15 protein-coding genes are annotated in these 18,574 nt (G+C 60.4%); 7 read left to right on the forward strand and 8 right to left on the reverse strand.

Translation table 11 applies throughout. The features are described from left to right. Positions 1-37 precede the first annotated feature (37 nt). Both KF691_08700 and KF691_08705 read right to left on the reverse strand, forming a co-directional pair. A complete protein-coding gene (locus tag KF691_08700) occupies positions 38-1,228 on the reverse strand; it encodes a hypothetical protein (GenBank protein MBX3389519.1) in 1,191 nt (396 codons plus the stop codon). 252 nt (positions 1,229-1,480) lie between these two features. After that, positions 1,481-3,721 carry a DNA topoisomerase VI subunit B gene (locus KF691_08705; protein ID MBX3389520.1) on the reverse strand — a complete coding sequence of 747 codons (2,241 nt, stop codon included), beginning with the start codon at positions 3,719-3,721 and terminating at the stop codon, positions 1,481-1,483. Positions 3,722-3,858: 137 nt separating this feature from the next. Here KF691_08705 and KF691_08710 point away from each other — a divergent pair, with 137 nt between their 5' ends. Next, the gene (locus tag KF691_08710) at positions 3,859-4,173 is read left to right on the forward strand and encodes a hypothetical protein (GenBank protein ID MBX3389521.1); all 315 of its coding nucleotides are present in this window, start codon (positions 3,859-3,861) and stop codon (positions 4,171-4,173) included. Between the two features lie 12 nt (positions 4,174-4,185). On the opposite strand, the gene KF691_08715 is transcribed toward KF691_08710, so the two are convergent. The 4 genes from KF691_08715 to KF691_08730 all read right to left on the reverse strand — a co-directional run bounded on the left by KF691_08715 (position 4,186) and on the right by KF691_08730 (position 8,890). Then, positions 4,186-5,019, reverse strand: coding sequence for a M48 family metalloprotease (locus KF691_08715; protein MBX3389522.1), 834 nt, complete (start codon positions 5,017-5,019; stop codon positions 4,186-4,188). Positions 5,020-5,063: 44 nt separating this feature from the next. Then, the gene (locus KF691_08720) at positions 5,064-5,693 is read right to left on the reverse strand and encodes an aquaporin (protein ID MBX3389523.1); all 630 of its coding nucleotides are present in this window, start codon (positions 5,691-5,693) and stop codon (positions 5,064-5,066) included. Between the two features lie 106 nt (positions 5,694-5,799). Continuing rightward, positions 5,800-7,434 (reverse strand): peptide MFS transporter, encoded by a 1,635-nt coding sequence (locus KF691_08725; protein MBX3389524.1) that lies wholly within the window; start codon positions 7,432-7,434, stop codon positions 5,800-5,802. 322 nt (positions 7,435-7,756) lie between these two features. Continuing rightward, on the reverse strand, positions 7,757-8,890 hold the full coding sequence (locus tag KF691_08730) for a glycosyltransferase family 2 protein (protein ID MBX3389525.1): 1,134 nt from the start codon (positions 8,888-8,890) through the stop codon (positions 7,757-7,759). A gap of 174 nt (positions 8,891-9,064) precedes the next feature. Between KF691_08730 and KF691_08735 the strand changes: the two genes are divergently transcribed. The 4 genes from KF691_08735 to KF691_08750 all read left to right on the forward strand — a co-directional run bounded on the left by KF691_08735 (position 9,065) and on the right by KF691_08750 (position 12,212). Beyond that, on the forward strand, positions 9,065-10,435 hold the full coding sequence (locus KF691_08735; protein ID MBX3389526.1) for a trehalose-6-phosphate synthase: 1,371 nt from the start codon (positions 9,065-9,067) through the stop codon (positions 10,433-10,435). Further along, positions 10,432-11,208 carry a trehalose-phosphatase gene (gene otsB / locus KF691_08740; protein ID MBX3389527.1) on the forward strand — a complete coding sequence of 259 codons (777 nt, stop codon included), beginning with the start codon at positions 10,432-10,434 and terminating at the stop codon, positions 11,206-11,208. The genes KF691_08735 and otsB overlap by 4 nt, the downstream gene beginning before the upstream one ends. A 104-nt stretch (positions 11,209-11,312) precedes the next feature. After that, positions 11,313-11,783 carry a nucleoside-diphosphate kinase gene (gene ndk / locus KF691_08745; GenBank protein MBX3389528.1) on the forward strand — a complete coding sequence of 157 codons (471 nt, stop codon included), beginning with the start codon at positions 11,313-11,315 and terminating at the stop codon, positions 11,781-11,783. A 3-nt stretch (positions 11,784-11,786) separates the two neighbouring features. Further along, entirely contained in the window at positions 11,787-12,212 is a 426-nt protein-coding gene (locus KF691_08750) for a RidA family protein (GenBank protein ID MBX3389529.1), read from the forward strand. An 18-nt stretch (positions 12,213-12,230) separates the two neighbouring features. Here KF691_08750 and KF691_08755 read toward each other — a convergent pair whose 3' ends face one another. Together KF691_08755 and KF691_08760 are read right to left on the reverse strand one after the other, a co-directional pair. Next, entirely contained in the window at positions 12,231-12,449 is a 219-nt protein-coding gene (locus KF691_08755) for a carbon storage regulator (protein MBX3389530.1), read from the reverse strand. 217 nt (positions 12,450-12,666) lie between these two features. After that, positions 12,667-12,903, reverse strand: coding sequence for a NifU family protein (locus KF691_08760; protein ID MBX3389531.1), 237 nt, complete (start codon positions 12,901-12,903; stop codon positions 12,667-12,669). Positions 12,904-12,993: 90 nt separating this feature from the next. Here KF691_08760 and KF691_08765 point away from each other — a divergent pair, with 90 nt between their 5' ends. Both KF691_08765 and hrpA read left to right on the forward strand, forming a co-directional pair. Next, a complete protein-coding gene (locus tag KF691_08765; GenBank protein ID MBX3389532.1) occupies positions 12,994-14,538 on the forward strand; it encodes a hypothetical protein in 1,545 nt (514 codons plus the stop codon). Positions 14,539-14,546: 8 nt separating this feature from the next. After that, the gene (hrpA, locus tag KF691_08770; protein MBX3389533.1) at positions 14,547-18,503 is read left to right on the forward strand and encodes an ATP-dependent RNA helicase HrpA; all 3,957 of its coding nucleotides are present in this window, start codon (positions 14,547-14,549) and stop codon (positions 18,501-18,503) included. Positions 18,504-18,574 lie beyond the last annotated feature (71 nt).

Here is an 18,574-nt window from a genome sequence, read left to right on the forward strand (position 1 = left end):
GACCCCTGGAATCAGGGACGCAGGTTCTGCGGCCGGTTCAACGGGGCGCCAGCCGGGGCGCGATCACTTTGTAGGCGCAAGCCAGCGTGAACGCGAGAATGAGCAGAATGACACCCTTCCAGAACGCCCGGTCGATCACTCCGTTGGTGCTTTCCGAAATCGCCGCGACCTTCGCATCGGCCATGCGCGAGAGATCGGCAATTGATTGGCCGGCATCGTTCGAAGAAATCAGCGTCTGAAGGTTGAGGACCGCGGAATTGAATCGCTCCGCGGCAAGTGCGAGATCGGCAGTTGGTCGAGAGCGAATATCGGGTGCACCGCCTGCCTCGGGCGGAAAATATCGCTCCGCCATGGAATTGAGAGTCGCGAGAGCTTCTTGAAGATTCTTTGAGGCCGTGGCGGCCGCCTCGGCGGCTTCGCTTCGCTCGGATGACAGTTTGCGTGCTTCACGAATGACGCCGTCCACACGATCGACGATCTCCCCGACTTGACGCAACACCGGCTGGATCGAATCGTGCGCTGACTCGAAAGACGCGGTGATTTCGTGCCGCTGACGATCGATGTTTGCCGCGGCGTCTCGGATCTGCGAAGCGAGTTGATCAACGGCGACGGGTAAGGCGCGAGACGAGTTCAGTACATCCTGGACCTGAGGCGTGTCGAACGCCGTGACCACGCTCGCTTCGGCGGTCATGCGAACGAGGATCGGCGCCCGAGACGCGAGCCACAACGATCGCTCACCGAGCATGCGGAGTTCTTCGGCGGATTGCATCGCCTCGTCGAGTACTTCCATCAATCCCTGGGACTTTGCAACTTCGGCCTCGAGCCGGGCATCGAATCCGGCATCGATATCGCTGAGGCGCGCAAAGGAAACAGACTTGATGTCCGGCGATTCCGCGATCCATCGATCGATGCGGTCTTCCAGTTGTTTGCGCTCGGAGGCGCTCAGAAGAGCGCCCCCGGTCTTCCAAATCTTGCTTTCGGCGACGTTCACGCCCCGACTGACCTGTGGACCAAACGTCCCGAAGCTTTCGAACGCGGCGGTTCCCGGAGCCCACGATCGCGCGAGCAAGCGAGAGAGAACCATCATGTCGAGCACGCCGCTGACGGGATCGGAGGTCACGGCAATGGTGTAACCGGAGACGATCGATCGCAGTTTCTGCTCGACGAGGGCGGAGCGAACACTCGAATCTGTCGCCTCGTCGATCGGCGGTTCGAAAACACTGCGCATCGAACTCGCCCAGAGATCGCACAAATCAAAGAGCTGGTTTTGTAGTTGCGGCTTTGTCAACTCTTGAACGATCTCGCCTGATTCCGGATCCCGCATGGTGACGTGAGGCCGCGGGCGTGCCTGATGCGATAATGCTGCGTCGGGCGAAATGCATCCGGACAAAGGGATCGCAGCGCACGAGACGGCGCAGATCATGCGAGCGAGCAATATCCGCTTCCTGGAATCATTTACGATCACACGCACCCCGATTCGTTAGAACAGTCCGGGCTGGTCGGCGGGCACCAGCTTACCGTTCACGAGGCGCATTTTGGGCTTGGCTTTCGCAGGGGCCGGGGCGGGCTTCTTGTCGGCAAGCGCTGCCGGCTTCGGTGCGGAAGTAGAGGCTTTTTTCTGGGTGGGTTTGGGCTCGGAAGCCTTTTTCGAACGCGACTTCGAGGGCGCGGGCTCCTGATCGATCAGCTTGGGCTCGGCATCGTCCCTTGCCCGCTTGCTCCGCGCCGCGACTTCCATCCTCGCCCTCTCGGTTTTCGATTGCTTGGCTGCGGGAGGCAAGTCTGACCCGGCGTTTGAGTCGCTTGACGGCGTCATCGCGCTCTCGACGATGATGACTCCTTCTTGATCCGCGGGGTCTGATTCCTTGACTTTCTTGCCCTCTTCGTCCAGTTGCAGATCGGCGATGGCGGTCCGCTTCTTGGCCTGCGCGAGCATCGCGTCGTAAAGCTTCTTGGCGTCGGCCCCATTGATCGCGTTGCAAGCGTTGGCGATTTCGCCGATGTAACGCTCGAAAACGTCGCGGCGTTCCGATTCGCGCTTCATCTTCAGTCGCTTGTTGAGATAAGAGCCGAGCTTTCGTCCGCACTCCATCAGGGCGAGCTTCATCTCTTTGCGGATTTCGTCGTAGTCCGCGATCGCTTCTTTGCTCTCGCTGGTGAACGGCACCCACACGCTCGCCATGTGGATCATGATCACGAGCGCACCGACCGGGACTGCGCCGCGTGGCTGCTGCAGGTCGTAGTTTCGCCAGTTCGTTTCAATCACGGCCTTGAAACTGGAGCACGCGCTCTGCTGAAAGAGCAACGGCACTCGATTGGCGAATCGGATCACGCGGCAAGGCTCGTCCGCGGGCAGCTCTCCTCCGAAAGCAATCGCGGCTTCAATGAGAAAGGGACGGCCGCGGTAGATTGCCGGTTCGCGGCTGCTCGCAGCGTAGAACTCCGCGCGGACTCCCTTGAACATTCCCTTCAGGAGTTGCTGCACGCCGATCGGCGCGAGGCAATCCGTCGGCGGTGGCGGAAGCTTGGACTCCTCGAGCTCGCGGAAGAGTTTCTCCGCCGTATCGTGATCGATGTCAACAACCTTTGTGCGGCTTGTGACGTCGATCTTTTCGCAAAAGCTGCTCGCTGTCGCGGCGCTCACGCGGCTGAACTTGTCCTGAAGGAAGTTGTAAAGCGTGTAACCGGATTTCTCGATCTCGGCTTCCTTCAGCATCTGAAGCAGAATTCCGAGCTCGATCCCCTTCGGGTGCGGCTGAATTTCCTTGGTTTCCGGCGGCAGATCTTCGACCGCGCGCGGAAAAACCATGACACCGCCGGTCTCGGTTGTCACCGCGGGTTCGATCGGCTTGGGCGGCTCGGGAGCAGGAATCGGCTCGGTCTTCGTATCTTCGTCTTTTGTTTTGATCTTGCCGCCGCGCGGCTTGAGCAGAGGAGTGTCATCTTTCTCTTCTTCGCTGACCTTGCTCGGCGGCACAAAGGTGAAGCGGGCGTGCGGGTTGGCGATCGCCGTCAGCTCAAGAAATTCATCGACGCTGCCGCGGCCCTTCTGATAGCGGCCGTCGAGTTCGATACTGACGCTCGTTCCGGTGACATACACACTTGGCGAGAGGAAATTCCCGCTCTCGCCGAGTTCGCGGGTGCCTTGAGTGAGTTGCGAAAACCTCGCTGGGGGGAAATCTTTGGTTTCGGTGTCTTCAGTAACTTCCGCCCGGTTGGTCTTGGTGTTCATCGCCAGCTCGATGTGATGAGCGGGCTGCCTCGCGCTGGGCTTGGTGTGGATCACCATCGGCTTGCCGGTAGTGATGAGTCCGTACATGCCCGCGGCGGAAATGCCGATCCCCTGCTGCCCTCGGCTCATCTTGAGCCTGTGAAACTTCGAGCCATAGAGCAAGCGGCCGAAAATGTTCTCGACCTGCTTTCGCACAATGCCCGGTCCATTGTCCACGACCGAAACGCGATATCGCGCCGACTTCGCGCTCGCCGGTCGATCCGGCTGCAAATCCTCAATGACAACAGTGATGTCCGGAAGAATTCCGGCTTCCTCGCACGCATCAAGCGAATTGTCCACCGCTTCCTTGACGGTCGTCAGCAGCGCTTTGCGGGGATTATCGAATCCGAGCAGGTGTCTGTTCTTGGCAAAGAACTCGGATACGGAAATATCGCGTTGCTTCGACGCCATCGACTCGGCGGTGGCACGCGGTGCGGATTTGCTTTTCATGGGTCGTGAAATGTTTGAGGAAGCTGTATCTGCTTCCTCCAAAAGCGCTGATTGCGACATCGCGGCCCTCCTTGGCTGCGGAACAGACGTTCCATTCTACATCGGTAGAGTCCCGATTCTCCTGATAATCTTGCGTCATGGCAGAAGTCCGGGGTTGGAGCCTTCACGACAGATTCTCGAGCGCCGCGGGACTTTTGGTCATCGCCACTTTTTTCGCTGCCGCCGCATGGTGGCTCGGCACGGCAACCCTTTCGGCGAAAGCGGATTCGGACCGTCTTTCCCGATTCCGCGATCTTCAGAGCGGAATGGTGTACCGAACCAAAGACGGGGGCGCGGGATCCGCCATGATCTTTCTCGGCGCCGGGACGTTACTGACCGGGGGAATCTCGGGGCTGAGCATTTTGGGGGCGGTGGTCGTGCTGCTCATGAGGCCGCCCAAAGAAGAGGAGTAGCGCGACATTGGACTATTTCTTGAGCGAATCCGGAACGCCCTCCGGGAAGGAGCGTTGAATCCACGCTTCGATGTGCTGGATTCGATTGCCGGGATCAGGGTGCGTGCTCATGAACTGTGGCTGACCCGATCCGCCCGACGCTTGCCGAAGAATTTCCATGACGCGGTTCATCGACCTCGGGTCGTAGTCGCTCGCAACCATGAATTGGAGACCGAGCCGGTCCGCCTCGAGTTCATCGTCGCGGCCGTATTTCAGCTGAATGAAGTTGCCGACAAGCTGAGCGATTTGTGCCGCATTCTGCGCCCCTTGCGCCGTATCGGAACCCGCGACTCCGACCGCCTGGATCAATCCCTGGGTGAGCTGGTTCTTTGCCATTTGTGCCGCGGAGTGCCGCGCGAGCACGTGTCCGGTTTCATGGCCCAAGACTCCGGCAAGCTGGCCTTCGGTTTCGAGGCGCGAGAACAGTGCCTCGGTAATGAAGATTTGGCCACCGGGCAGCGCGAACGCGTTCACAGTTGTTGAATCGGCGAGCAGGTGATACTCGAACGGATAAGGTGTGGCTTCCGGCGGCAGTCTTGCAACGAGTTGCTCACCGACCCGCTTAACGTGCGCCGCCGCAGCATGGTCGCTGCTCAAGCCCCCAAACTCGCGAGCCATCTCGGGAGCGGATTGCAGTCCGAGCACGACTTCCTGCTGCGGCGTCAACGAGATGTGCTGCGTCCGCCCCGTCACCGGGTTTTTGCTGGAATTCGCGAAGTAGCCAAGAACGGCGAGCAGCGCGATGATGCCGCCGATGATGAGGCGGGGCGGAACTCGTATTCGGCGACGATTGTCCGAGTATTCCATGCGGAGCGCTCCGAGATACGAGCGTACTCCGACACGCAAAAGGACTACTTCAAGTCTTCTTTTTGCACCAATCGAAAGACCAATGCTGCCGCCGCCGCGCCGCCGATCTGTGTCAGGATGTAGTACACGATGTGAATCGGAAAGATCTCGGAACTCGCGCAACCCCCAAGCGCAACCGCGGGATTGAACGCCCCGCCGCATATCGGCCCGGCGACATACGCCCCGGCAGCAACGGTCATCCCGATCGCGATCCCGTAATAGGAATTGCCCTGCACCTTCTTCACTGTTGCGACGTTGATGACCACGAGCGCAAGCAGAAACGTGAAAAGTGCTTCTGCCGCGAGCGCGACGGGGAGAGTCACTCCGGCACCCGGGGCAGGAAGAAAGTGCTTCTGGAAGATCCGCGCGCCAATCAGTGCTCCGAGGGTCCCGCCGGCGATTTGTGAAAGAACGTATGGAACGAGCTGCACCGCGGATAGTGAGCCCCGGATCATCAGCGCAACGCTCACGGCCGGGTTGTAGTGTGCGCCGGAGACCCAGCCGCCCATGTACACGAGCGAGGCCAAACCGATTCCGATGAAGAGCGGGGCGACCGGATTGTCCAGGTTCACAGCAATCGCGATCAGAAGCACAAGAAAGAAAGTTCCGACAAACTCGATCAACAGTTTGGGCATGAGCCGTTATTCCTCTATTTCAGCGATACGACGAATGGCGCGCCGTTCCAAGGCCGGCTTGTCCAATTCGCTTCTGGCGAGAAGCGAACTTTCCTGCCGAGAGCGATCAATCCACGTTCGGCCTCATAAGTTTCTTGAGGAGTGGCGTAAGAATCAGAATCAGCACGCCGGCGCCGATACTGGAGACGACGAAGAGCATGAAGAAATCTGCTTGGCCGCCAAAGTTCCACGGCAAACGGATTTCTCCCTTTTCTACGCGCTCGACCTGGGCCGCGATCAGGCCGCCGCCCAAGTTGGCGATAAATGAAGAAACAAACCAGATGCCCATGAGCAGAGAAACGAACCGCACCGGGGCGGCCTTGGTCACATAGGAGAGGCCAGTCGGCGAAAGACAGAGTTCTCCCACCGTGTGAAGGAAATACGTCAGAAGGATGAAGAGCATTGAAGCCTTCACGACGGTCTCGGCGCCCGGCACCCCGGCCTTCGCAATGACCGCGCCCCAGACCATGAACGCAAAGCCCGCTCCAAGGAATATCAGGCCGAGCGCGATCTTGATCGGCTGAGACGGATTGAGTCCTCGTCGCCCAAGCCCGACCCAGATCATTCCGAAGATCGGCGCCAGCGTAATGACAAAGAAAGCGTTGACCGACTGAAACAGCGGCGTATCGATGGTCGGTTTCCACCCGAAGATATCCAGTTGGCGCTGGGTGTACTGCTCGGTAAAGAGATTGATCGATGAGCCCGCCTGCTCGAACGCAAGCCAGAAAAACGCGTTGAAGAACATGAAAATGAAGATTGTGGCGACCGGACCACGATCGCCACGAGGCATGCTTCGACTGAACCACGCCGCCGCCACCACGGTCGCAACGAACAGACCAACGGCAATTGCTGAAGCCACGGTTGGCTGCGACGAGGTGAAATCGCCGATCATCCGTCGAATCGTTCCGAACACCCCGGCGTGGAAAAGTACTCCGGCAAGGCCCGCGAGCAGCACACCCGCGACCAGGAACATACCAGACCAATTCCGCCAGGCCCCCGCGGGCGCCTCTCCGATGGAGCCAAGATATCGCGGGCGCCCCCACAGGTAGAGAAGCAGCCCCGCGATCATCCCGACTGCCGCCGCGCCGAATCCCCAGTGCCAGCCATATCGATAAGCGAGGATTCCGCAGACAATATTGCAAAGGAAGGCGCCGAGATTGATGCCCATGTAGAAGATCGAGAAAGCACCGTCTCTACGCGGATCACCGGGCTGGTACAGCTGTCCGACCATGACCGATACCGACGGTTTGAAGTGCCCGGTCCCGAAGACGATGATCGCCATTCCGAAGATGAACACCGACATTCCGGTTGCCGAACGGTCCAATTCGCCCAATCCGGAAGCCCCGAGCGCGATGTGGCCCGCGGCGATTAGGATTCCGCCGACCACCATCGATCGATGGGTTCCGATCAATTTGTCCGCGATCATCCCGCCGAACACCGGAAACAAGTAAGCCAAACCGGTGTAAAGGCCATACAAGGTCGAGGCATCTGACGCGCTCCACCCGCGCCCCGGGTTGTACCCGTCCGGTCGTCCCGGGGGCGGCTCGGTCATTCCCGTAGTCGGGCAAACCAGATACAGCACGAGCAGGCCGCGCATGCCGTAGTAACTGAACCGTTCCCACATCTCAACCAGGAACAGCAGGAATAGGCCGACCGGATGTCCGAGAAGGGTTCTATCTGAGCGGGGTGCGGGGCGTTCCATGTGCGTTGAATGTAGCAAATCTCTGACGAAGGCGAATTCGCCGGCGACCCACTACTCAGCGGTCCCGCCGTCGCTTCGGCTGATCCGGTTGATCACGTTCGCAATCAGGATCGTGCACGTTGCTGAGTCCAGGCGGCCGCAGGTCAAGCGCTTGTGCGTCGGCCGGCCGGTGGCATGTGAAGGGTGAACAACACACGAGTGATCCGTTTCTCGTTTGGAGTGAGGCTTCGCGATTCGCTGCTCGCCTCGCCTGCGGCCCACCGTCGCCCTTGCGGGCTGGGTGGACGTAGGAAGGTCTCGGCTTCTTCTCTCAAGGAGCGATTCAAGGCGATGTCGGTCGGTTCACAGTCTGCCGGATATTTCTCGCGAATTGCCTCCTCTCCCGCGCTTTTGGCAAGATGCCGGAAGTAGGCGGAGGGCATTGTCGGGCGAGCGATTTCAGATCGGTCAGCAGCAAATCCGACGCGAATCGCTTTGGAAACTGAGCAATCGTCCGTCCCAAATCCCACCAACGACGAATTCGGCGGACAAGCCAGCCGAGTGTCCAAGCAACGTCGGCCTTTACCAACCCCCATTTTCCCGAGTGTTTCAGAAAATAGCGGCACCGCGATTCAAAGAAGTAGCCGGGCCACCGGCCGATGAGCGGAATCTGAGTCGACTTGCCGACGGAATGAACGACACGCGCCGCCGGCTCATGGATGACTCTCCAACCGGTATTGCGCACCCGGCGACAAAGATCCAAATCCTCGTAATAAAGAAAAAACCCTTCGTCGAATCCAATCACCTGCTCGAGCGCCCGAGCTCGCAACAGCATGTTGGCGCCGCAAACCCAATCCGCGGAACACTGTTGTTCGGGAATCCCGCGCGAATACCGGTCCATGAGCGACGGCACTTGCGAGGTGACGACGAGTTCGACGAGAGCCGTCGGATCTTGGCCGCAGGCGGCCATTGCTCGCCCGGACCAGTCGATCAAGCCTCCGCCGACTATCCCCGCCGCGGGGTTCTTGTTCATGACGCTCAGAAGGGAGTCGAGACAGCCGGGGACGGCGTGGGCGTCGGGATTGATGAGCCACCAGAAATCCGGGGCCTGCCCTCCGTTCAGCGCATCGGCGAATCCCGCGTTGCAGCCGGCGCCGAAACCCCTGTTCTCTTGAGCATCGATCCAGCGGATGTCGCCGCTTCTGCACGGCGGTCCCAGGAGCACGTTCAGAACTTCTCGCGAGTCGTCCGTCGACCCGTTTTCGACGATTGTCACCGCAATCGCACCGCCGTTCGAAGAGCATTTCAGGACGCTGCGGGCGCAGTCCATCGCCAACCTGGCGCAGTTGTAATTCACGATGATCACGCGGACAATCGGCAAGCACATCCTTTCAGCGCGGCTGGCTCGCGTGCCGCGGCTCTTTCCCCGCTCCACCAGAACGACGATCCACTGAGCTGATTGCCGTAGAAGCGGCATCGGCCGCGACTCGATCGCATCATGTACGAGCCATTGTGACAACGAACCGTGAATCGAATTTCATCTCGATCGCACAAACACGCGGCGCATGACGCGACCTCGGCCTGATTTGCGGATATACATAGATGTCGGTCGCGGCACATCGCGCCGGCGGAGAATCAACGGAGGAACTCGTTGCCCAAACCCCGACCGATTGTCATTGTGGCCAATCGCCTTCCCGTTCATCGATCGGGAGATCGGTTTGTTGAGAATGCCGGCGGACTGGTGACGGCGCTTGTTCCTGCGCTGAAGGCGCGCGGCGGCGCGTGGGTGGGCTGGTCGGGTTCGGCGCGTGCCTCCACGCGCTCATTCAAATATGAGAACTTCCGAATCCAGCCCGTCCAGATTTCCGAGGCGGAAATCGAAGGGTTCTACAACCAGCTTTCGAATCGAACGCTCTGGCCGCTCTATCACGACGCGATCCGAACGCCGGAATTCGATCACAGTTGGTGGCGTCCGTATGTCGTGGTGAACCACCGGTTTGCCAAGGCCGCGGCATCTGTCGCGGCACGTAACGGCCTGGTCTGGGTGCATGATTATCACCTTCAGCTGGTCCCAGCCATGCTTCGCGCGATGCGTCCGGACCTGAGAATCGGCTTCTTTCTGCACGTCCCGTTTCCGCCCGAAGAGCTCTTTGCCTGGCTCCCCTGGCGAGAGAGAATCCTGGAGGGTCTGCTCGGCGCCGACGTCGTCGGTTTTCAAACTCAGGCCGCGGCACGGAATTTTTCACGCGCAGCCCGCGAGTATTGCCCGGCCGAAGGAACCGACTCGGAACTCATCTTTCAGCGCCGCAAGATCAAGGTCGCTTCATTTCCAATCTCGATCGATTTCAACTGGTTCGCCGAGGCCGCTTCGACACCGGAAGCAATCCGTGAGGCGACGCAGCTTCGCCGAAAGGTGGGCGCGGGCCGAAAGATCTTGCTGAGCGTCGACCGACTGGACTACACAAAGGGCATCGATCTCCGATTGCTGGCGTACGAAGCGATGCTGAAGCGCAAGCGTGCCCGCGTGCATGAATGCGTGTTTATCCAGATCGCTTCGCCCAGCCGAGAACCGGTGCACGAGTACGCGCAGATGCGCGTTCGAATCGAGCAGCTCGTGGGCCGAATCAACGGCGAGTTCAGCGAGCCGGGGAAAGTTGCGGTTCATTATTTCCGTCGCGGATTCACGCGCGAGCAACTCGCGTCGTACTACCGCGCGGCGGACGTCATGGTCGTCACTCCCCTGCGCGACGGCATGAATCTCGTGGCGAAGGAGTTCGTCGCGACGCGCACGGACTATTCGGGCGTGCTCGTGCTCAGCGAATTCGCGGGGGCCGCTCGCGAGTTGCGCCAGGCGACCATAGTGAACCCGAGGAACATCGAGGGAATGGCGGACGCGTTCGAGACCGCATTGGCGATGCCCAAGAGCGACGCCCGCCATCGCATGGCTGTTCTTCGCACGGTCGTTCGCCGTCACGACGTCTTCGAATGGGCCGATGAATTCCTCAGGGCGCTCGCCGGATGAACGACGCCACACGCGACATCGAGATGCTGGCTTCGGCGCCGGTCCTGCTTGTCGCCAGCGACTTTGACGGAACTTTGGCCGAGCTGGCGCCGAGACCCGACGCCGTGCGTCCGAATCTCGAGGCGCTCGACTCATTGCGCGAGCTGGGCGAGCTGCCTCGCACCTTTACCGCCGTCATCAGCGGAAGGGCGCTCTCCGATCTTTCCCTCCATTTGCCCGATGAGAAGGATCTCAAGCTGTTCGGAAGCCACGGCGGTGAGGGTTCTTGGCGCCTCACCGCGATGACGCCAGAACAGAAATCAACCCTCGTTTCGCTCACCCAGGGCAGCCACAGTCTCGCGGCGAGATTTGCAGGCTCACTGGTCGAGGAAAAGCCGTTCGGAGTCGCTTTCCACTATCGCAGCGTTGACCGAGTGGTATTGCCGCGCCTGCTGATGGAGATTCAGAAACTCGGAGAGCAGTTTCCGAACGCCACCAGGCTACGAGGGATCGAGGTGGTTGAGTTTCTTGCGCTGGAGGCCAACAAAGGACGTTGCTTGGAGTGGCTGACGTCCCATGTGGGCGCGTCACGCACGGTTTTTCTCGGCGATGACACCACCGACGAGTCTGCTTTCGCGGTGCTGCGAGCCCAAGACATCGGGATCAAGGTCGGATCCGGAGAAACCGTGGCAAACAGGCGAATTGCTGATCCGGCGGCTGTCGGAGTCTTCCTGAGAGCTCTCGCTGATGCACGCAAGATCGCCATCGAACGCGGAACGGCAGATCAGGCCTAGTTTGACCGGTGCCACAACCTCATTGTGAGTGCCAGCGCGATTTCCCAGCGCTTGGTCTTCGGACGTCCGGGCTAGTATTGCCCCCAATTTTCCCGGAGCCAGCCATGGAAACCACGCTCATTATCCTGAAGCCCGACGCCGTCCAACGGGGTCTTTGCGGCAGAATCATCAGCCGATTTGAAGAAAAGGGCCTCCAAGTCGTCGGCATGAAACTCATGCAGATCAGCCAGCAGCTCGCGGCGACCCACTACGAAGCGCACCAATCCAAACCCTTCTACGCAGGGCTGGTTCGCTTCATGACCAGCTCGCCCGTCGTCGTTCTCGCAGTTCGCGGCAACGGCGCCATCGGAATTGCCCGAAACATGATGGGCGCTACCTTTGGAAGCAAGGCCAATCCGGGCACGATCCGGGGCGATTTCGGCGTGAGCAATTCGTTCAACCTCATCCACGGTTCCGACAGCCCGGAAGCCGCGGAGCGCGAGCTGAAACTGTTCTTCCAGCCCGGCGAGGTGCTCAACTGGAATCGCGCGAGTGAGACCTGGGTCTACGACATGTCGGGCGGCAAACCGGAGTGAGGCGTGGCCTCACAGCCAGAGACTCGGAAGATCCTGTTTTCCTCAGGTTCCATCTTTGAATCCGAAATCGGATATTCACGCGCCGTCGCCGTCGGCGATCAGGTTTTCGTCTCGGGAACAACGGGTTTCGACTATTCGACAATGTCGATCGCTTCCCAAATCGAGCAGCAGGCCGAGCATTGCCTGTTGAACATTTCCGCGGCTCTCAACAAAGCCGGAGCGACGATCTCCGAGGTCGTGCGCGTTCACTACATTCTGCCGGACGCTTCGGAGTTTCCGCGAGTGTGGCCGATTCTTCGAAAGCATTTCGGTGAATCACGACCGGCGGCAACGATGTTTCAAGCCGGGCTGGCGGATTCGCGAATGCGAATCGAGATCGAAGTTACATCGCTGCGCGGCTGCGGACAGCCCGCGAAGCAGAGAAAATAACGTTGCTGGCTCTCGAACTCAGGCGGGCGACGCCGGCCGAATAGTCCCCACCACCGCCGGTTCCTGCGTCGCGATCTGATCCGCGATTTCGCGGCGATGGATCTCGACATGTCGCGGAAAATCGAAGGCGACGCGCACGCGCTCCCCCTTGATCGAAGCGATCCGGACCACGCCGATTGGATTGCGCGGATCGCCGATGACGATTTCTTCTCCTTCGCGACGCGTAATGACCAACATGAGACCACTCCCTGGCTCGTGCCCCCGGCTCGGGCAAAGTCCTTTTCACGGGAACCCGATCCCGTATGTCGAAACGGCCTTCACCACAGGCCTTAACCACCGAGGAGATGGTATACCACATCGAGCCGGTGTTTTGGAAGGAGAATCCGATGGATTCCGCACCTCTGGCTCGTGTAAACAATGCCGATTCAATGACTTGGGAGCGAATATCCTGTCGCTAGACCACCGCCCGCACACCATGGACCTCGGGAACGTGTGCCTTCAGATTCCGCTCGATACCCAATTGCAGGGTCAGGCGGCTCGAAGGGCATCCCACGCACGCACCATGGAGGCGTACCTCGACCGTGCCGTCCGGCGTGATCCCGACAAGTTCAACGTCTCCACCGTCGGACTGCACGGCGGGTCTGATAAGACTGATGACCTTCGCGACGCGCTCTTTGATCGGATCCGAGATTTCGGCGGCCCCGCTGTTCACTTTCTCATTCTAGGTGCGAACTTTCGAGGCGGGGGGACGTTCGCACCAGCACTTCGTAGACTCCCGCCCATGAAGATTCTGGCTTGGCGGCTTCCGGTCGCCTGCATTTTGTTGTCGCTCGGTCTCGCGATCTGCGGCTGCGCATCCAACGCTCAAAAACAGCTTGAGCACGAGCCTCTCACTGTGCTGAGAAATCCGCAGCGACCGCTGCGCGAACGCGAGATCGCCGCAGACGCTGCTTGGAAGCAAGCTCAGCGATCTCCGGAAGATAAAGCAGCGGTTCGGGCGACGTTCAAGGAAATGATCTGGTCGGCGTCCCTCGCGCCATCGCTGCGCGTTCAGCTTTACCGCTGTCTCGCCGAGGATTCGGACCCGGAATCGATCGAAGACATCCGGCGTCAGACGCGGCTGATGATCCCGCGCGAACCCAGTCGAGAAATGGAATTGATTCTCTGCCAGACCGCCGCGGCCAAGGGCTGGACGGACTGCGTTCCCGCTCTGATCCGAAGTTATTCCAGACGTGTGCCGCTGGTGAAAGATCAGGATCGTGCGGAGCGGATCGCGCTGATTCAACTCAGCGGTGGAACGCCATTGGTCGAGACGGTTTTCGCGATTTTTCTCAATCCGCCGGACGAGGATCCCGATTCACCCGCTGAATTCCGCGAGCGCACCCGCGCCGATGCGTACGACGTACTCGGAAAGCTCGACACTTCCGGCGCGTATCGCAAGCGGCTGCTCGAAGATCCGTCGCTCGCTTCAGACGACGACTCGATCGTTCAATTGCTTCGACGCGGAGTGACGCAACTCAAGGTAATCCCGATCAGCGGCGAAGAACTGCGCTGGCTGGAGAGGCTCGCCGATCCGAAGAACGCTCGCGACTCCGCATGGTGGACCGAGGTGCAAGGGATCGTCGCGACGATGCCGCCGGAGAAACTCGACGGTTTGCAGATGCGCCACCTCGAATCCGTTCGCGTTGCTTCTGTGTACCACCCCGATCTCTTTGCAAAGGACCGGGCCGGACTGCTTTCCGACATGAAAACCGCGATCGGCGGTCGCAAGACGGTGCAGCGTTCGAACGAGGCGCAGGGGCTTGTGAAAGCTGCGAAGGAACAAGTGGAAGTCTGGGAGAACGGCTTGTCGTGGGGCGATTTGCTCTCGATCGCGATCCTGGACAGAGCGGTCCGTCAGAAAGACTTCATCGAGAGAATCTTCGTCTACGTCGGACTCGATCGCGAGGATCGCACCACCGAGTACGGTGGACTGATCCTGACCACGCAGAATGTCGGCGACGGGCGGGCCGTGATCGAAAACCCGGGCAAGATCGTGGCGTGGCTGTTTCCGCCGCGCCCGGGCCAGCGACCGAACGACACCGAGTTCGTGGCCCCGGAGGAAATGATTCTCTCAAGCGACCGGGCGCTCGCCCACTTCCATTTCCACGTGCATCGCGCCCGAAACAGTGAAGTCGCGGGCCCTTCGGCCGGAGACCTCGAGTACGCGGCGCGGTGCGGGCGCAACTGCCTCGTCTTCACCAGCCTGGGCACGGACGAGCTCGACGTGGACTACTACCAGCCAAACGGCGTCGTGGTCGATCTCGGCACGATCGAACAGAAATAGACTTGTGTGTGCCCGGCGAGAACGCGCTCAACGACAACTCGGTACGCACCGACGATTCGCTTCCAACTTATGAAGGGCTGCGCCGTCGCGTTGATGATTGTATCAATGTCGATCGGAACCATTTGCTTTCGCGATTGAATTCGATCCGCGACCGGAGCGATCCGAGGCTGCCGGTGCTCCAGGATGAAATCGAGCGAGCCGTCGCAAAGTACGAGGCCCGGGTCGCTCGAAAGCCGGTTCCGACGTTCGACGATTCGCTCCCTGTTGTGCAACGCCGCGCGGAAATCCTCGAGGCCATCCGGCGGAACCAGGTGCTTGTCCTGTGCGGCGAAACGGGGTCCGGAAAGACCACGCAGATTCCAAAGATCTGCCTGGAATTGGGGCGCGGCACTCGCGGACTCATCGGACACACCCAGCCCCGGCGCGTTGCCGCTCGATCGGTCGCTGCACGCATCGCGGAGGAATTGGGTGTGAAAACGGGCGGCGCCGTCGGCTTCAAGATGCGGTTCGCCGATGCGACATCACCGGACACCTACATCAAGCTCATGACCGACGGCATACTGCTCGCCGAGACACAGCACGATCGCCTGCTCGATCAGTACGACACGCTCATCATCGATGAGGCGCACGAGCGCTCTCTGAACATCGACTTCTTGCTCGGATACATCAAGCGCCTGATCCCGCAACGGCCCGATCTCAAGGTCATCATCACGTCGGCCACGATCGACCCGGAGCGCTTCGCGAAGCATTTTTCCACCGGAGGCAAGCCAGCCGAAATCATCGAGGTCTCCGGGCGCACCTACCCGGTCGTAGTCCGATACCGGCCGCTGTCCGCTCCATCGGGCGACGAAGACGGGCCGGATCTCGACCTGACGGAGGAAGAAGCCATCGTCGCCGCGGCAAAGGAGGCGGTCGCGACCGGCCCCGGCGATATTCTCGTTTTTCTTCCCGGAGAGCGCGAGATCCGCGACGTCGCCGATACCTTGCGCCGCACGTTGCCGCACGATACGGAGATCCTCCCGCTGTATGCGCGACTCTCCACCGACGAGCAGATGAGGGTCTTTCGCTCAGGAAATGCTCGCCGCCGAGTCGTACTCGCAACAAACGTCGCCGAGACCTCGATCACCGTTCCCGGAATCCGGTACGTCATCGACCCGGGCCTCGCACGTGTTAGCCGGTATTCCACGCGCACGCGGGTGCAGCGCCTCCCGATCGAACCGATTTCGCAGGCATCCGCGAGTCAACGCGCAGGGCGCTGCGGACGCGTCGGACCGGGAGTTTGTTTCCGACTGTACGAAGAACAGGATCTTCTCAAGAGAGACCAGTTCACCGAGCCGGAAATCCTGCGCACGAATCTCGCGAGCGTTCTCCTGCAGATGAAGGCGCTGCGGCTCGGCGCGCCCGAAGACTTTCCATTCGTCGAGCCCCCGGACAATCGCGCCATCCGCGACGGCGTCGAAACGCTGCACGAGCTCGGAGCTTTCGACTCTAGCGGCGACCTCACCGAAATCGGGCGCAAACTCGCGAAGCTCCCGATCGATCCACGCCTGGGCCGCATGATTCTCGCGGCGGATCATGAGGACTGTGTGCACGAAGCGCTCGTCATCGCCTCGGCGCTTTCGATTCAGGATCCACGAGAACGTCCGCTCGACAAGCGCGAGCAGGCCGACCAGATGCACGCCCGCTTCAAGGACGCCTCTTCCGATTTCAAATCGCTGCTGAATCTCTGGAAGCATTATCACGAATTGAACGACAAGCTGACCAGCAGCCGCCTGCGCACCGCGTGCCGCCAGAGCTTCCTGTCGTTCCTTCGACTGCGTGAGTGGAGCGAGATCTATCGGCAGCTCCGCTCGCTCGCCTCAGAATTGAAACTGCGGTTCTCGAAGTCCCCCGCCTCCGGAGATCAGGTGCACCGCGCCGTGCTCGCCGGGCTGCTCACGAGCGTCGGGACAAAAGGCGACAACGCGGAGTACACCGGATGCCGCAACATCAAGTTCTTTCTCCATCCCGGATCGGCACTTTCCCTATCCAAGCCCCAATGGATCATGGCGGCCGAGCTCGTCCGGACAACCAAGCTCTACGCGCGGTGCGCCGCGAAAATCGATCCGGCGTGGATAGAGCAATTCGGGGCTCACCTCGTCAAACGGACATACAACGAACCACGGTGGAAGCGCGAGTCCGGCCGGGTCATCGCGAACGAACGGGTGCTCCTGCACGGGCTCGAGATCGTCGCGAAGCGACCGGTTCATTTCGGACCCATCGACCCCAAGACCAGCCGCGAGATCTTCATTGAAAACGCTCTCGTGCAGGGCGACATGGACACAATGGCGCCCTTTCTTGCCCACAACCTCGCGCTCATCGAGGAAATCCGGGAACTCGAGGCGAAGATGCGCCGGCGCGATCTTCTTGCGGGAGATCGCGCGGTCTTCGATTTCTACGACAAACGGCTGCCCTCAACCGTCTGCACCACGCATCTTTTCGAGGCGTGGCGAAAAGAGATGGATCGGCGCGAGCCGCGTCTGCTCTATCTCTCGCGCAAAGACGTGATCGCGTCAGACATCGAGGCGGATCCGCGGCAATACCCCTCCGAAATGCCTGTTTTCGGCAGCCGCCTTCCCCTCAAGTACACGATGGATCCTGGTGCTGCGCGCGACGGGATCACTGTCGATGTTCCGCTGGAAGCGCTCCATCAGATCGATGAGGATCGCTCGTTGTGGCTCGTGCCCGGTTTGCTGAAGGAACTCGTTGCCGAGTTGCTGCGTTCGTTGCCCAAGGCGTATCGGCATCACATCGTGAACATCCCCTCGTTCGCAGAATCGCTCGCAGAGCGCCTGACATTCGGACAAGGGTCGCTGCTCGACACACTCGGCGGCGAAGTGCGCCTGTACACCAAGGGACTGAGCGGCGACATCGCCCGAAGCGCATGGCGGCTTGATGCGATTCCCGCCCATCTGCGGTTCAACTACCGCGTGATCGACGACTCGGGAAAAGAACTCGCGCAGAGCCGCGATCTCGCGGCACTCAAATCCAAGTTTGCACCGGTGGGAACGCGAAGACTCCCCAAGGGAGGCGGCGATCGGTTCAGTCGCGACGGGATACGCAGCTGGGACTTTGGAGAACTTCCTGCGGTGGTTCAGATCGATCGCGCCGGCATCAACATCACGGCGTATCCGGCGCTCGTCGATCTCACGACTTCGTGCGGCTTGCGTCTGGCCGACTCTCCCGCCCGCGCGGCGCAATTGCACCGCGCCGGGCTGTGCCGCCTGTACATCCTCACCGCCTCTCACGAATTCGGCCGTCTCCGCCGCGGCATTCCGGATCTTGAACGATTGCGATTGATGTCGGCTCCGCTTGCGAAGTGGGAGGAGTTCCTGAACGATCTGATGCTGCTCGCGGCAGATCAGACGCTCTTCGAGAGCGGATACGAAGACGTCCGCGACGAGGTCTCGTTCGACCGATCGGTTGCCCGCGCCGAGCCGAAGCTCTGGAACGCGGGGAGCGCCGTCCGCAAAGTGGTCGGCGAGATCGTCGAAGCCCACCAATTGCTCGCCGCCAAGTTGTCAACGACAAAGAGTCCCACTTTTGCAAACGTGCTTGCGGATGAACTCGACCACGCGCCGCGCCTCGTCGAGCCCGGCTTTTTGTTGAGCACGCCGCGCGAGTGGCTCCCTCACACCGCACGCTATTTGACAGCGTCCCGGTTACGTCTCGAACGTCTTCCCGGGGGCGGGATCACACGCGATGAAAAGCTGCTCGCGGAATTGAAGCCGTGGTGGCAACTCTTTACGGGGAACCTGCACGTGCTCGCACAAGACGGTCCACGCCGCGACGCGTTTGTGCAATTCCGGTGGATGCTCGAAGAGTTGCGCGTTTCGCTGTTCGCACAGAGTTTGCGCACCGCCATGCCGATTTCGTACAAGCGCATCGCGCAACAGTGGGAAGAAGTGATGAAATCGGGGTCCTAGCCGCGACCGAAAGCGCTTACAACGGGCCCGACCGCAGATTCAGACTTTTGCTGGGTCCTTGCATCTGCAGT

This window comes from Phycisphaeraceae bacterium, from assembly GCA_019636555.1.
Lineage (GTDB): Bacteria > Planctomycetota > Phycisphaerae > Phycisphaerales > UBA1924 > JAFEBO01.

Excerpts from the sequence above, each read along its gene's own strand:
- KF691_08720 (MBX3389523.1), bottom strand. The coding sequence starts at position 5,693 with ATGCCCAAACTGTTGATCGAGTTTGTCGGAACTTTCTTTCTTGTGCTT.
- KF691_08730 (MBX3389525.1), bottom strand. The coding sequence starts at position 8,890 with ATGCCGCTTCTACGGCAATCAGCTCAGTGGATCGTCGTTCTGGTGGAG.
- KF691_08700 (MBX3389519.1), bottom strand. The coding sequence starts at position 1,228 with ATGCGCAGTGTTTTCGAACCGCCGATCGACGAGGCGACAGATTCGAGT.
- KF691_08705 (MBX3389520.1), bottom strand. The coding sequence starts at position 3,721 with ATGAAAAGCAAATCCGCACCGCGTGCCACCGCCGAGTCGATGGCGTCG.
- KF691_08755 (MBX3389530.1), bottom strand. The coding sequence starts at position 12,449 with ATGTTGGTCATTACGCGTCGCGAAGGAGAAGAAATCGTCATCGGCGAT.
- KF691_08725 (MBX3389524.1), bottom strand. The coding sequence starts at position 7,434 with ATGGAACGCCCCGCACCCCGCTCAGATAGAACCCTTCTCGGACATCCG.
- otsB (MBX3389527.1), top strand. The coding sequence starts at position 10,432 with ATGAACGACGCCACACGCGACATCGAGATGCTGGCTTCGGCGCCGGTC.
- KF691_08710 (MBX3389521.1), top strand. The coding sequence starts at position 3,859 with ATGGCAGAAGTCCGGGGTTGGAGCCTTCACGACAGATTCTCGAGCGCC.
- ndk (MBX3389528.1), top strand. The coding sequence starts at position 11,313 with ATGGAAACCACGCTCATTATCCTGAAGCCCGACGCCGTCCAACGGGGT.
- KF691_08715 (MBX3389522.1), bottom strand. The coding sequence starts at position 5,019 with ATGGAATACTCGGACAATCGTCGCCGAATACGAGTTCCGCCCCGCCTC.
- KF691_08765 (MBX3389532.1), top strand. The coding sequence starts at position 12,994 with ATGAAGATTCTGGCTTGGCGGCTTCCGGTCGCCTGCATTTTGTTGTCG.